This window comes from Massilia sp. PWRC2, from assembly GCF_049896725.1.
In the GTDB taxonomy this organism is placed as follows: Bacteria; Pseudomonadota; Gammaproteobacteria; order Burkholderiales; family Burkholderiaceae_D; genus JAFCUW01.
Genome location: NZ_JAFCUW010000008.1, coordinates 186,298 through 199,422, shown reverse-complemented (window position 1 = coordinate 199,422; position 13,125 = coordinate 186,298). Strand labels below are relative to the sequence as shown.

The 13,125-nt window shown below is 64.3% G+C and carries 14 protein-coding genes; all 14 read left to right on the top strand.

The window, feature by feature from the left end; genetic code table 11:
* Positions 1–2 precede the first annotated feature (2 nt).
* The 14 genes from paaC to ACP7BZ_RS16530 all read left to right on the top strand — a co-directional run bounded on the left by paaC (position 3) and on the right by ACP7BZ_RS16530 (position 13,104).
* Positions 3–794, top strand: coding sequence for a 1,2-phenylacetyl-CoA epoxidase subunit PaaC (gene paaC / locus ACP7BZ_RS16595; protein WP_426115102.1), 792 nt, complete (start codon positions 3–5; stop codon positions 792–794).
* Between the two features lie 5 nt (positions 795–799).
* The gene (gene paaD / locus ACP7BZ_RS16590; RefSeq protein WP_426115100.1) at positions 800–1,339 is read left to right on the top strand and encodes a 1,2-phenylacetyl-CoA epoxidase subunit PaaD; all 540 of its coding nucleotides are present in this window, start codon (positions 800–802) and stop codon (positions 1,337–1,339) included.
* Between the two features lie 22 nt (positions 1,340–1,361).
* Entirely contained in the window at positions 1,362–2,438 is a 1,077-nt protein-coding gene (gene paaE, locus ACP7BZ_RS16585) for a 1,2-phenylacetyl-CoA epoxidase subunit PaaE (protein WP_426115098.1), read from the top strand.
* A gap of 45 nt (positions 2,439–2,483) precedes the next feature.
* Positions 2,484–3,281, top strand: a complete 798-nt coding sequence (gene paaG, locus ACP7BZ_RS16580; RefSeq protein WP_426115096.1) for a 2-(1,2-epoxy-1,2-dihydrophenyl)acetyl-CoA isomerase PaaG — start codon at positions 2,484–2,486, stop codon at positions 3,279–3,281.
* A 1-nt stretch (position 3,282) separates the two neighbouring features.
* Positions 3,283–4,863 (top strand): 3-hydroxyacyl-CoA dehydrogenase, encoded by a 1,581-nt coding sequence (locus ACP7BZ_RS16575; RefSeq protein WP_426115094.1) that lies wholly within the window; start codon positions 3,283–3,285, stop codon positions 4,861–4,863.
* Positions 4,856–5,317 (top strand): hydroxyphenylacetyl-CoA thioesterase PaaI, encoded by a 462-nt coding sequence (gene paaI / locus ACP7BZ_RS16570; RefSeq protein ID WP_426115092.1) that lies wholly within the window; start codon positions 4,856–4,858, stop codon positions 5,315–5,317. The genes ACP7BZ_RS16575 and paaI overlap by 8 nt, the downstream gene beginning before the upstream one ends.
* 34 nt (positions 5,318–5,351) lie before the next feature.
* Entirely contained in the window at positions 5,352–6,665 is a 1,314-nt protein-coding gene (gene paaK / locus ACP7BZ_RS16565; RefSeq protein ID WP_426115090.1) for a phenylacetate--CoA ligase PaaK, read from the top strand.
* A gap of 11 nt (positions 6,666–6,676) precedes the next feature.
* Entirely contained in the window at positions 6,677–7,891 is a 1,215-nt protein-coding gene (gene pcaF / locus ACP7BZ_RS16560; RefSeq protein WP_426115088.1) for a 3-oxoadipyl-CoA thiolase, read from the top strand.
* Between the two features lie 68 nt (positions 7,892–7,959).
* Positions 7,960–9,111 carry an ABC transporter substrate-binding protein gene (locus ACP7BZ_RS16555; protein ID WP_426115086.1) on the top strand — a complete coding sequence of 384 codons (1,152 nt, stop codon included), beginning with the start codon at positions 7,960–7,962 and terminating at the stop codon, positions 9,109–9,111.
* Between the two features lie 27 nt (positions 9,112–9,138).
* A complete protein-coding gene (locus ACP7BZ_RS16550) occupies positions 9,139–10,014 on the top strand; it encodes a branched-chain amino acid ABC transporter permease (protein ID WP_426115084.1) in 876 nt (291 codons plus the stop codon).
* Positions 10,011–10,982, top strand: a complete 972-nt coding sequence (locus ACP7BZ_RS16545) for a branched-chain amino acid ABC transporter permease (protein WP_426115082.1) — start codon at positions 10,011–10,013, stop codon at positions 10,980–10,982. Before ACP7BZ_RS16550 ends, ACP7BZ_RS16545 begins: the two co-directional genes overlap by 4 nt.
* The gene (locus tag ACP7BZ_RS16540) at positions 10,982–11,737 is read left to right on the top strand and encodes an ABC transporter ATP-binding protein (protein ID WP_426115296.1); all 756 of its coding nucleotides are present in this window, start codon (positions 10,982–10,984) and stop codon (positions 11,735–11,737) included. The genes ACP7BZ_RS16545 and ACP7BZ_RS16540 overlap by 1 nt, the downstream gene beginning before the upstream one ends.
* Before the next feature lie 17 nt (positions 11,738–11,754).
* Entirely contained in the window at positions 11,755–12,483 is a 729-nt protein-coding gene (locus ACP7BZ_RS16535) for an ABC transporter ATP-binding protein (protein ID WP_426115080.1), read from the top strand.
* Between the two features lie 18 nt (positions 12,484–12,501).
* Positions 12,502–13,104 carry a phenylacetic acid degradation protein PaaY gene (locus ACP7BZ_RS16530; RefSeq protein WP_426115078.1) on the top strand — a complete coding sequence of 201 codons (603 nt, stop codon included), beginning with the start codon at positions 12,502–12,504 and terminating at the stop codon, positions 13,102–13,104.
* Positions 13,105–13,125 lie beyond the last annotated feature (21 nt).

Below are 13,125 nucleotides of genomic sequence, written 5' to 3'. Positions count from 1 at the left end.
TCATGACTGCCGCTATTGCCGACGCTCTCGACCAGAGCAACACCGATTACAAGATCGACTACCTGCTGCGCCAGGGCGACAACGCCCTGATCCTCTCGCAGCAGTTGTCGCAATTGTGCGGCAAGGGTCCGGCGCTGGAAGAAGACATGGCGCTCACCAACGTCGCCCTCGACCTGCTGGGCCAGACCCGCATGTGGTATGGCTACGCCGCCGAACTCGAAGGGCGCGCGCGCAGCGAAGACGACCTCGCCTTTTTGCGCGACGCCAGCGAGATGCGCTGCTGCCTGCTGGTCGAACAACCAAACGGTAACTACGCCGACACCATGGTGCGCCAGTTCCTGTTCGATACCTGGCACTATTTTTATATGCAGGCCTTGCTGCAGTCGAGCGACCCCCGCGTGGTCGAAATCGCCGCCAAGTCGATCAAGGAAGTGACCTATCACCTGCGCCGTAGCGGCGACCTGATCGTCCGCCTGGGCGACGGCACCGCCGACAGCCACGCCAAGACCAGCGCCGCGGCGACCCGTCTGTGGCCCTACTGGGGCGAGATGTTCAATTACGACGCCATCGACCTGGCCATGGTCGATGCCGGCGTGGCACCGGCTGCCGGTCCGCTGCGCGCCGAATTTGTCGAACACGTGGCGGAGATATTCGCCGAAGCGACCCTCACCATGCCGGCCGTCGACGGCTGGATGCACGGCGGTGGCAAACAGGGCGTACACAGTGAGCACCTCGGCTTCATCCTCGCCGAGATGCAGTTCCTCCAGCGCGCCTACCCCGGCGCCGAGTGGTAACTGGCATGGCGGCCGCGTCCTTGCCCACGTCCTCTCCTACCATCGAGCAGATCTGGGAGTGGCTCGGCCAGGTGCCCGATCCGGAAATCCCCGTCATTTCCGTGGTCGACCTGGGCATCGTCCGCGCCGTCGCCTGGCAGGACGGCCAGTGCGTCGTCACCATCACCCCCACTTATTCGGGTTGCCCGGCCATGCAGGTGATCGCCGAGAGTATCGGCGAAGCGCTGCGTGCACACGGCATCGAACAGGTGCGACTGGTCAGCCAGCTGTCACCCGCCTGGACCACTGACTCGATGAGCGAGGCCGGCCGCGCCAAGCTGACCGGCTATGGCATCGCCCCGCCGGCGCAGCAGGTGATCGATATCAGCGGCTTGGGCATCAAAGGGGGCATCAGGCGCGGGGCGCAAGCGCCGCTGACGGTGGTCTGCCCCAACTGCGGCGCCAGCCATACGACGCTCACCAGCCAATTCGGTTCGACCCCGTGCAAAGCGCTCTACAAGTGCCTGGACTGCCTCGAACCTTTTGATTATTTCAAATGTCACTGAGGGCTGCGGCCCAACGATCACTATGAGCAAATTCTATCCCCTGACCGTGGCCGCCGTGCGCAACGAAACGCGCGACACCATTGCCGTCACCTTCGACCTGCCAGCCGAACTGAAAGCGCCCTTCGCCTGGCAACAGGGCCAGCACCTGACTTTGCGCGCCATGATCGATGGCGAGGACGTGCGTCGCTCCTACTCGATCTGCTCGGCGGTACAGGATGCGCAGTTGCGGGTGGCGATCAAGCGCACCCCCGGCGGCGCCTTTTCGACCTGGGCCAACGACACCCTCAAGGCCGGCGCCATCCTCGACGTGATGCCGCCGATGGGCCACTTCAACGTCGCCCTGTCGCCCGGGAACGCGCGCAATTACGTCGCCTTTGCCGCCGGCAGCGGCATCACGCCGATCCTGTCGATCATCAAGACCACGCTGCTGACCGAACCGCATTCGCACTTCACCCTGTTCTACGGTAACCGCGCCTCGTCGACCGTCATCTTCAAGGAAGAGCTGACCGACCTGAAAGACCGCTTCATGGAGCGCCTGCGGCTGGCCTACGTGATGAGCCGCGAGCAGCAGGACATCGACCTGTTCAACGGCCGCATCACCAAGGAAAAGACGGCAGCGCTGCTGCGTCACTGGGTGCGCGTGGAAGACATCGATGTCGCTTTTATTTGCGGTCCGGAAGACATGATGGTGGGCGTCTCGGCAGCCCTGCAGGAAGCGGGTATGCCCAAGCAACATATCAAGGCCGAGCTGTTCGCCGCCAGCATCCCCAAGCACGAAAGAACACCGCGCGCTGCCACCGCCGAGGTGCCGCACGAGACCGAGGTCACCGTCATCATGGACGGCAACCACAGCAGTTTTAGCATGGACAAGGACAAGGAATCAATCCTCGACGCCGGCCTGCGCGCCGGCATCGATATGCGCTACTCTTGCAAGGGGGGCGTGTGCTCGACCTGCCGCTGCAAACTGGTCGAGGGCAAGGTCGACATGGACGTCAACTATGCACTGGAAGACTACGAAGTGGCGCGCGGCTTCGTCCTGTCGTGCCAGAGCTTTCCCATCACTGACAGGGTGGTGATCGATTTTGACCAGGCCGAGTAACACGCTTTAATTAAAAAAATAAAAATACAGACATACGGAGACCGCATGGCATACCAACACATCCAGTTCGAGATCACCGATGGCATCGCCAGGCTGACGCTCAACCGCCCCGATAAGCTCAACAGCTTCACCCAGGCCATGCATCTCGAAGTGCGCCACGCGCTGGCGCTCACCGCCACCGATCCCAGCGCCCGCGTGCTGCTGCTGACCGGCGCCGGGCGCGGCTTTTGCGCCGGCCAGGACCTCGGCGACCGCGCCGTCGCCCCCGGTGAAGAAGGCGCGCGCACCGACCTTGGCGACTCCGTCGAGCAGTATTACGCGCCGCTGGTGCTGTCGCTGCGCGCGCTGCCGATGCCGGTGATCTGCGCCGTCAACGGCGTCGCCGCTGGCGCCGGCGCCAATCTGGCGCTGGCCTGCGATATCGTCATCGCTGCCCGCTCGGCCAGTTTCGTCGAAGCGTTTTGCCGCCTCGGCCTGATCCCCGATACGGGCGGCACTTATCACCTGCCGCGCCTGATCGGACTGGCGCGCGCCACCGGACTGGCCATGCTGGGTGAAAAACTGGGCGCCGAAAAGGCCGAGCAGTGGGGCTTGATCTGGAAGTGCGTCGATGACGACCAGTTGATGCCCGAGGCGCTGGCGCTGGCCGCCCACTTTGCCAAAGCCGCCACCCGCGGTCTCGCTTTTACCAAGAAAGCCTTCCAGGTCAGCTACGCCAACACCCTGCCACAGCAACTCAAACTGGAGGGCGAGATGATGCGCGAACTGGGTTTTAGTCACGATTATCAGGAAGGCGTCGCCGCTTTCATGGCCAAGCGCGCGCCCAATTTTAAGGGAGAATGAGATGACCGATACCATCCATGCAGGGCTGCCAGCACAGAGCCTGGTCGCTGTCATCGGCGCTGGCGCCATGGGCGCCGGCATTGCGCAAACCGCTGCCAGCGCCGGTCACCCCGTGCTGCTGTTCGATACCCGCGAGGGCGCCGCCGCCCGCGCCATCGCCGACATCGTCAAGGTGTATGCAAAGCTGGTCGACAAGGGCCGCATGACGGCCGCCGCCGCCGCCGCCGCCGGCGCGCGCCTGGGCGTCGCCGCCAGCCTGGCTGACGGCGCTGCCTGCGCACTGGTGGTCGAGGCGATCGTCGAAAACCTCGCCGTCAAGCGCACCCTGTTTGCCGACCTCGAAGCGCTTGTCGGTGACGACTGCATCCTCGCCACCAACACCTCGTCGATTTCCGTCACCGCCATCGGCGCCACCCTGCGCCGCCCCGAGCGCCTGGTCGGCATGCACTTCTTTAATCCGGTGCCGTTAATGGCGCTGGTCGAGGTAATCAGCGGCCTGGCCACCGGGCCGGCGGTGGCCGATACTGTCTACGCCACCGCGCTGGCGTGGGGCAAGAGCCCGGTGCATGCCAAATCGACCCCCGGCTTCATCGTCAACCGGGTGGCGCGGCCGTTTTATGCCGAGGCGCTGCGCCTGCTGTCGGAGCAGGCGGTCGATGCCGCCACGATCGACGCCATCATGCGCGAGGCCGGTGGCTTTCGAATGGGGCCGTTCGAGCTGATGGATTTGATCGGCCACGACGTCAATTTTTCGGTGACCCAGTCGGTACACCAGGCGTATTTTGGCGACCCCCGGTTCACCCCGTCCGTGCTGCAGCAAGAGATGGTCAACGCCGGCTTTTTGGGCCGCAAGTCGGGGCGCGGCTTTTATCGTTATGGCGACGGCGCCAGCGTGCCGGCAGCGCACACCGAAGCGCCACAGCCGCGTCCCACCACCGTCAGCGTCAGCAGCGAAGCGGGCGTGGTGCATGTTGTTGTCGCCCAGATGGAAGCGCGCCTGCGCGCCGCCGATTTCCAGGTCGAGCACCGCAAACCGCTGCCGGGCGCCGCCGCCCACGAAGCACCGGCCTTTCACTGCCACGGCGCCGCCGTCTTTCTGACCGATGGCCGCACCGCCACCGAGCGCGCCAGCGCCAATCACCATCCAGACACCGTGCTGTTTGACCTCGCGCTCGATTACGCCAAGGCTGGCCGCATCTGCCTCGCCCGCGCCGACCAGTGCAGCGACGCCGCCTATGATGCCGTGGTCGGCCTGATGCAGGCGGCCGGCTTTGCCGTCTCGCGCATCGACGACGTTGCCGGCATGGTGGTCATGCGCATCGTGGCGATGCTGGCCAATGAAGCAGCCGACGCCGTCAACACCGGCGTGTGCAGCGCCGCTGCCGTCGACATCGCCATGCAAAAAGGGGTCAATTATCCGCGCGGTCCGCTGGCCTGGACCGATGCCATCGGCGTCGCCCAGGTAGTCACCGTGTTGGCCAATCTGGCCGCCAGCTATGGCGAAGACCGCTACCGCGTGGCGCCACTGCTGCGCCGCAAGCTGGCCGCCGCCAGTGGCGCTGCTGGACGGTTTCATGACTGAGCCTTTGCAGGATGCCGCTGAAGTTCAAGCTCAGGCCCTGGCCGAACTGGCCGGGCGCACCATGTACGAACGCGACCCGGCCACCCGCAGCCTGGGTATTGCGCTGGTCGAGATCCGCCCCGGTTACGCGCGCATGAGCATGACGGTGCGCCCCGCTATGCTCAACGGCCACCAGAGCTGCCACGGCGGCTATATTTTTCTGCTGGCCGACAGTGCCTTCGCCTTTGCCTGTAACTCGTACAACCTGGTAACCGTCGGTGCCGGCTGCAGCATCGATTACGTTGCCCCTGGCCGCCTCGGCGACGTGCTGTTCGCCGAGGGTGTCGAGCAGGTGGTGGCCGGTAAGACCGGCGTCTACGACATCACCGTGCGCAACCAGGACGGTCGCATCATCGCCCTGTTTCGCGGCAAATCGCACCGTGTCGCCGGCGTCGTCGCCAGCGCGGATGCCTGAGCCCACGCCATTCAAGTTAAAAACAGGAGACATCATGGTTCAACGTACCCCATCCCCAGGCGACCTGGAACCGATCGAGCGGGCCAGCCGCGACGAGCTGCAAGCCTTGCAGTTAGCGCGCATGCAGACCACGCTCAAGCACGCCTACGACAACGTGCCGCATTACCGCCAGGCGTTCGACGCCGCCGGGGTCCACCCGTCCGACCTGAAAACCCTGGCCGACCTGGCCAAATTTCCGTTCACGGATAAGAAGACGTTGCGCGACAATTATCCGTTTGGCCTGTTTGCCGTGCCACGCGAAAAAGTGGTGCGCGTGCATGCCTCGTCCGGCACCACCGGCAAGGCCACCGTGGTCGGCTACACCCAGAACGATATCGATACCTGGGCCGGCGTGGTGGCGCGCTCGATCCGCGCCGCCGGCGGCCGCGCTGGCGACATGGTGCACATCGCCTACGGCTACGGCCTGTTCACCGGCGGCCTCGGCGCCCACTACGGCGCCGAGCGCCTGGGCTGCACCGTCATCCCGATGTCGGGCGGCCAGACCGAAAAGCAGGTCCAGCTGATCTGCGACTTCAAGCCCGAGATCATCATGGTCACGCCGTCGTACATGCTCAACATCATCGAGGAATTCCAGCGCCAGGGCATGGATGCGGCTGACTCCTCGCTCAAGGTCGGTATTTTTGGCGCCGAGCCGTGGACCGACGCCATGCGCGGCGAAATCGAAGCGCGCGCCGGCATCGATGCGGTCGATATCTATGGCCTGTCCGAAGTGATGGGCCCTGGCGTGGCCAGCGAATGCATCGAATCGAAAGACGGCCCGGTAATCTGGGAAGACCACTTTTATCCCGAAGTGATCAATCCGGAGACTGGCGAAGTGGTGGCCGATGGTGAAGAGGGCGAACTGGTATTTACCTCGCTGACCAAGGAAGCGCTGCCCATCATCCGCTACCGCACGCGCGATTTGACGCGTCTGCTGCCGCCCACCTCGCGCTCGATGCGCCGCATGGGCAAGATCACCGGCCGCTCGGACGATATGCTGATCATCCGCGGCGTCAATGTGTTCCCCACCCAGATCGAAGAAATCATCCTGCGGATGCCGGCGCTGGCGCCCCATTATCAACTGGTGGTCAGCCGCGACGGTCACCTCGACAAGCTCGACGTGCACGGCGAGCTGCGCGACGGCTCGCTCACGCTTGACGCCATCAGCGCCCTCACGCGCGATCTCGAATACCAGATCAAGACCTTTGTCGGCATCACCACCCGCGTCACCATTTTTAAAGTCGACGGCATCGAGCGCACCATGACGGGCAAGGCCCGCCGTGTCATCGACCATCGTCCCAAAGCATAAGGAAAGCCCCCATGACCGCATTGAATGAAGCTTATATTGTCGACGCCGTGCGCACGCCGTTTGGCCGTTTCGGTGGCGCCCTGTCGAGCGTGCGCGCCGACGACCTGGCGGCGCTGCCGATTGCTGCCCTGATCGCCCGTAACCCGGGCGTCGACTGGACCGCGGTCGACGACGTCTATTACGGCTGCGCCAACCAGGCCGGCGAAGACAACCGCAACGTCGCCCACATGGCCGGCCTGCTCGCCGGCCTGCCGGTCGAAGTCCCCGGCAGCACCATCAACCGCCTGTGCGGCTCGAGCCTGGACGCCGTCGGCATCGCCGCGCGCGCCATCAAGGCCGGTGAAGCGCAGCTGATCATCGCCGGTGGCGTCGAGAGCATGACGCGCGCGCCTTTCGTCATGGCCAAAGCCGACAGCGCCTTTTCGCGCGCGGCGAAAATCGAAGACACCACCATCGGCTGGCGCTTCGTCAACCCGGCGATGAAAGCGAGATATGGCATCGACTCGATGCCGGAGACGGCGGAAAACGTCGCCCAACAGTTCAACGTCAGCCGCGCCGACCAGGATGCATTTGCCATCCGCAGCCAGCAGCGCTGGGCCGCCGCCCATGCCGCCGGCTTTTTTAAAGACGAGATCATTGCGGTCGCCATCCCGCAAAAAAAGGGCGAGCCGCGCATCTTCGACACCGACGAGCATCCGCGTCCCGACACCACCATCGAGCAGCTGGCCAGGCTGAAGGGCGTGGTCAGCGCTGACGGCTCCGTCACCGCCGGCAATGCTTCCGGTGTCAACGACGGCGCCTGCGCCATCCTGATCGCTTCGGCCGCCGCTGCCGACAAATACCAGCTGACGCGGCGCGCGCGCATCGTCGGCATGGCCACCGCCGGCCTGGCGCCGCGCATCATGGGTTTCGGGCCGTCACCGGCCACCAAAAAACTGCTGGCGCAAACCGGCTTGACGATGGACCAGATGGATGTCATCGAACTCAATGAAGCGTTTGCTGCGCAGGGACTGGCGGTGACGCGCGATCTGGGACTGGCCGACGACGACGCCCGCGTCAATGCCAACGGTGGCGCCATCGCCATCGGCCATCCGCTCGGCGCGTCCGGTGCGCGGCTGGTGATGACGGCAGTGAACCAGCTGCACCGCACGGGCGGCCGCTACGCCCTGTGCACGATGTGCATCGGCGTCGGCCAGGGCATCGCCCTGATCGTCGAGCGGGTTTGAAGTACTAAAAAAATCCATAACAAGCACCCATAACAAGCACTTATAACGAGCACCCAAGGAGACCCCACATGATCAAGACGACGTTCAAACAATCCGTGCTGTTCGCAGCCCTGGCGCTGGCCGCCACCGTGGCACTGGCCGCCGATCCCATCAAGATTGGCTCGGTGCTGTCGGTCTCCGGTCCCGCCGCTTTTCTGGGCGACCCGGAACTGAAAACGCTGCAGATGTACGTCGACAAGATCAATGCCGAGGGGGGTGTATTGGGCCGCAAACTCGAACTGGTGCACTACGATGACGGCAGCGATGCCGCCAAGGCCAACAGTTTTACCAAGCGCCTGATCGAGTCCGACAAGGTCGACGTCCTCATTGGCGGCACCACCACCGGCGCCACCATGGCGATGGCGCCGCTGGTCGAGAAGGCCAGCCTGCCATTTATCTCGCTGGCCGGCGCCGTGGTGGTGATCGATCCCGTCAAGAAATGGGTCTTTAAAACGCCGCACACCGACCGCATGGCGGCCGAAAAGGTGTTCGAGGACATGAAAAAGCGCGGCATCAGCAAGGTGGGCCTGCTGTCGGAGACCAGCGGCTTTGGCGCTTCGGGACGCAAGGAAACCCAGGCCGTGGCGGCAAAATACGGCATCACCCTGGCGGCTGACGAAACCTACGGCCCGAAAGACACCGACATCACCGCCCAGCTCACCCGCATCAAGAGCGTGGCGGGCGTGCAGGCGGTGTTCGTGTTCGGTCTGGGGCAGGGGCCTGCGGTGGTCACCAAGAACTACGGCCAGCTGGGCATGAGCGCGCTGCCGATGTATCAGTCGCATGGCGTCGCCTCCGACGAGTACCTGAAATTGTCAGGCAAGGCGGCTGAAGGGGTGCGCCTGCCGACGCCGGCGCTGTTGATCGCCAGTGCGCTGCCGGCGGCCGACGTCCAGAAAGCCATCGTCACCAGCTACGACAAGCAGTACAAGGACAAGTACAAGATGGACCCGTCCACCTTCGGCGGTTATGCGCTCGACGCCCTGAATCTGTCGGTCGACGCCATCAAGCGCGCCGGCGGCACTGATCGCGAAAAAGTGCGCGCGGCGCTCGAGAACACCAAGGGTTTTGTCGGTGCCACCGGCGTTTTCAACATGACCCCGGCCAATCACATGGGCCTGGACCTGTCGGCCTTCCGCATGGTTGAGGTGAAAAACGGTGAATGGGTCCAGTTGAAATAAGCCCGCTCCCCGTTCACAAGGTCTCACATGCTTGCTCAATTCCTCCAGTTCCTGTTTTCGGGACTGACGGTGGGCTCGGCGTACGCTCTGGCGGCGCTGGGTTTTACCATCATCTATAACACCAGCGGTGTCATCAACTTTGCCCAGGGTGAGTTCATCATGCTGGGGGGGATGCTCGCCTCGCTGCTCGCTGGCGCCGGCGTGCCGCTGCCGCTGGCGATCATCATCGCCGTCGTCGTCACCGGGGCGATCGGCCTGTTGATGGAAAAGCTGGTGATCGAACCGGCCCACAACGCCCAGGTAGTCACCCTGATCATCATTACCATCGGCGCCTCGCTCACCATCCGCGGGCTGGTGCAAATCTGGCTGGGCAAGGGCACCCACACGCTGGCGCCGTTTTCCGGCGACACGCCGATCGTGCTGTTTGGCGCCACCCTGCTACCGCAAAGCCTGTGGGTGCTGGGGGTCACGCTGGTGATCGTCGGCGCGCTGGCGTGGTTCTTTGGCCGCACCCTGTTGGGCAAAGCCATGCTGGCCACCTCGCACAACAAGCTGGCCGCGCAACTGGTGGGCATCAACACGCGCCGCGTGCTGCTGGCCTCGTTCGGCCTGGCGGCCCTGCTGGGGGCGTTTGGCGGCATCCTGGTCGCTCCCATCACCTACACCGCCTACGATGCCGGCATCATGCTCGGTCTCAAAGGCTTTGTGGCGGCAGTGCTCGGTGGCCTCGGCGGCGGCGTTGGCGCCGTTGCTGGTGGCCTGATACTGGGTATTGCCGAGGCCATGACGGCCGGCTATATCTCGTCGTCGTACAAGGATGCGGTGCCGTTCGTGCTGATCTTGCTGATCCTGTTTTTCATGCCGCGCGGCCTGTTCGGCGCCAAACTGGCGGAGCGTGTATGAAGGCGGCCCTGAAACTGCTGCAGTCCCGCCACGGCGGCTTGCTGATCCTCGCCGTCGTGCTGGCCGTGCTGCCGCTGCTGCTGCCGAACGCCTTCTATGTCGACGTCGCCATCCGCATCGCCTTCAATGCGGTGGTGGTGATCGCCCTGAATCTGCTGATGGGCTATACCGGGCAGATCAGCCTGGGGCACGCCGGCTTTTATGGCCTGGGCGCCTATTCATCGGCGGCCCTGACCACCCACTTCGACTGGCCACCGCTGCTGGCGCTGGCCGCCGGCGCCGGCGCCACCGCGCTGCTGGCATGGGCGCTGGCGCGGCCCATCCTTAAATTGAAAGGGCACACGCTGGCCATGGCCACGCTGGGTCTGGGCATCATCATCGCCATCGTCATCAACAACGAGCAGCAGTGGACCGGCGGCCCCGATGGCATGGCGGTACCGGCGCTGTCACTGTTCGGGGCGACGCTCAGCGGCGAAACGCACTGGTATGCGCTGGCCGCCGTGCTGCTGCTGTTGATGACCTGGCTGGCGTTGAACCTCATCGATTCGCCGGTCGGGCGCGCACTACAAGCCATTCACGGCTCGGAAATCGCCGCCCGCGTGGCCGGTGTCGACACCACCCGCTTCAAGGTGCGCGTGTTCGTGCTGTCGGCAGTCGTCGCCAGTATCGCCGGCTCGTTCAGCGCCCACTACATCGGCTTCATCACCCCCGGCATGGCCGGTTTTTTCCACTCGATCGAGCTGGTGACGATGGTGGTGGTGGGCGGCATGGCGTCGGTGTTCGGTTCCATCATCGGCGCCGCCCTGTTGACCATCCTGCCGCAGCTGCTGCAAGCGTTCGAGGGCTGGGAAGTGGTGGTGTTTGGCGTGATCCTGATGGTGACGATGATCTTTTTGCCGCGCGGGCTGGTGCCCAGCATTGCGCTGCGCCTGAAGTCGCGTACTCGCGCCAGGACAGGCAAGCCATGATGCTCAACATCGACCACTTAAGCAAGCGCTTCGGCGGCGTGCACGCCGTGCAGGACGTCAGTTTTACGGTGCGCGAGGGCGCCATTCACTCGGTGATCGGGCCGAATGGCGCCGGCAAGACGACGCTGTTCAATCTCGTCAGCGGTATCTATGCGCCGACCTCGGGGACCATCACCTTCAATGGCGAGAATGTCGCCGGCATGGCGCCGGATGCGCTGGCGCGGCGCGGCCTGTCGCGCACCTTCCAGAATCTGCAGGTGTGCATGAATATGCGCGCCATCGACAACGTCATGGTGGGGGCGCACCTGGGGCTGAACCATAACCTGTTCGCTTCGATGCTGTCGCTGCCGTCGGTGCGGCGCGCGGATGCCGCCTGCCGCCAGCAGGCGGCCGAGCTGATGGCCTTTGTCGGCGTCGGCAAATACCTCGATGCCGAAGCGAGCCAGATGCCGTATGGCGCCTTGAAACGGCTGGAAATTGCGCGCGCACTGGCAGCGACACCGTCACTGCTGCTGCTCGACGAACCGGCCGCAGGACTGAACCACACGGAGACAGCCGAAATTGAAGAGCTGATCCGCAAGGTGGCGCAATCGGGCATCACCGTGCTGCTGGTCGAACACGACATGAAGCTGGTGATGAACCTGTCCGACCATATCCTGGTGCTCGACTATGGCAAGACGCTGGCCGAAGGCACGGCCGCCGAAGTCCGCGCCAACCCCGCCGTCATTGCTGCCTACCTCGGCACCACCGTTTAATTGTAGGAGACGAAAGCATGCGAGATTTTTCAGGCGCGGCGCCGGTCCTCGAGATTGGTGCGCTGGCCAGCCATTACGGCCCCATCCAGGCGCTGCACGCGATCGACATGGAAGTACGCCAGGGCCAGCTGGTGGCGCTGGTGGGCGCCAATGGCGCCGGCAAGACCACGCTGCTGCGCGCCATCTCCGGCGTGCAGCCGGTCAGCGGCGGCACCATCCGCTTTGCTGGCGCAGACATCACCCGCCTCGGTGCCGACCGCCGCGTGCGCGCCGGTATCTGCCAGGTGCCGGAAGGGCGCCAGGTATTTGGCCCCATGAGTATCGAAGACAATCTGCGGCTGGGCGCTTATACCCGCCCGACCGGCGAGCTGGCGGCCGACCTCGAACGGGTCTATGGCCTGTTCCCGGTATTAAAAGAAAAGCGCGCCCTTACTGCCGGCATGCTCTCCGGTGGCCAGCAGCAGATGCTGGCGATGGCGCGCGCGCTGATGGGGCACCCCAAGCTGCTGCTGCTCGATGAACCGAGCATGGGCCTGGCGCCGTTGTTGATCCGCGAAATTTTCCGCATCGTCGAAAGCCTGGTTGAGCAGGGCATCACCATTTTGCTGGTCGAGCAAAACGCCCACGCGGCGCTGGCCATCGCCGATGTCGGCTACGTCATCGAAACGGGCGCCATCGTGCTGTCCGGTCCCGGCCCCGAGCTGCTGCACAATGAACAGGTGCAGTCGGCCTATCTCGGCATGTAAAGCGATTAAAAAGAAGCCATGGTCAAAGTCTATTCCATCAACGGTGTCACTCCGGTGGTGCACCCGAGCGCCTACGTCCATCCCAGCGCGGTACTGATCGGCGACGTCATTGTCGGTCCACGCTGCTACGTCGGCCCGCTGGCGTCGATGCGCGGCGACTTCGGCCGCCTGATTTTGGAAGAGGGCGCCAACCTGCAGGATTGCTGCGTGATGCACGGGTTTCCCGCTGACGATACGGTGGTCGAAGTCGATGGCCACATCGGCCACGGCGCCATCCTGCACGGCTGCCGTGTCAAGCGCAACGCCATGGTCGGCATGAACAGCGTGGTGATGGACCAGGCGGTGGTGGGCGAAGACGCCATCATCGCCGCCAACAGTTTTATCAAGGCCGGCATGGTGATCCCCCCGCGTTCGCTGGTGATGGGCTCACCGGCCAGAGTGGTGCGCGAATTAAACGACAAGGAAATCGCCTGGAAGCGCTTCGGCACCACCCAGTACCAGGATTTGACGGTGCGCTCGCTGCAAACCATGCGCGCAGTCGATTCGCTCGACGAGGTCGAACCGGACCGCCAGCGCATCGCTTTCGGTCCCCACCTGCACCAGACCAAAGATCACATTTAAAGAGAAATAAAGGACACCACC

Excerpts from the sequence above, each read along its gene's own strand:
- paaC (WP_426115102.1), top strand. The coding sequence starts at position 3 with ATGACTGCCGCTATTGCCGACGCTCTCGACCAGAGCAACACCGATTAC.
- paaD (WP_426115100.1), top strand. The coding sequence starts at position 800 with ATGGCGGCCGCGTCCTTGCCCACGTCCTCTCCTACCATCGAGCAGATC.
- paaE (WP_426115098.1), top strand. The coding sequence starts at position 1,362 with ATGAGCAAATTCTATCCCCTGACCGTGGCCGCCGTGCGCAACGAAACG.
- paaG (WP_426115096.1), top strand. The coding sequence starts at position 2,484 with ATGGCATACCAACACATCCAGTTCGAGATCACCGATGGCATCGCCAGG.
- ACP7BZ_RS16575 (WP_426115094.1), top strand. The coding sequence starts at position 3,283 with ATGACCGATACCATCCATGCAGGGCTGCCAGCACAGAGCCTGGTCGCT.
- paaI (WP_426115092.1), top strand. The coding sequence starts at position 4,856 with ATGACTGAGCCTTTGCAGGATGCCGCTGAAGTTCAAGCTCAGGCCCTG.
- paaK (WP_426115090.1), top strand. The coding sequence starts at position 5,352 with ATGGTTCAACGTACCCCATCCCCAGGCGACCTGGAACCGATCGAGCGG.
- pcaF (WP_426115088.1), top strand. The coding sequence starts at position 6,677 with ATGACCGCATTGAATGAAGCTTATATTGTCGACGCCGTGCGCACGCCG.
- ACP7BZ_RS16555 (WP_426115086.1), top strand. The coding sequence starts at position 7,960 with ATGATCAAGACGACGTTCAAACAATCCGTGCTGTTCGCAGCCCTGGCG.
- ACP7BZ_RS16550 (WP_426115084.1), top strand. The coding sequence starts at position 9,139 with ATGCTTGCTCAATTCCTCCAGTTCCTGTTTTCGGGACTGACGGTGGGC.
- ACP7BZ_RS16545 (WP_426115082.1), top strand. The coding sequence starts at position 10,011 with ATGAAGGCGGCCCTGAAACTGCTGCAGTCCCGCCACGGCGGCTTGCTG.
- ACP7BZ_RS16540 (WP_426115296.1), top strand. The coding sequence starts at position 10,982 with ATGCTCAACATCGACCACTTAAGCAAGCGCTTCGGCGGCGTGCACGCC.
- ACP7BZ_RS16535 (WP_426115080.1), top strand. The coding sequence starts at position 11,755 with ATGCGAGATTTTTCAGGCGCGGCGCCGGTCCTCGAGATTGGTGCGCTG.
- ACP7BZ_RS16530 (WP_426115078.1), top strand. The coding sequence starts at position 12,502 with ATGGTCAAAGTCTATTCCATCAACGGTGTCACTCCGGTGGTGCACCCG.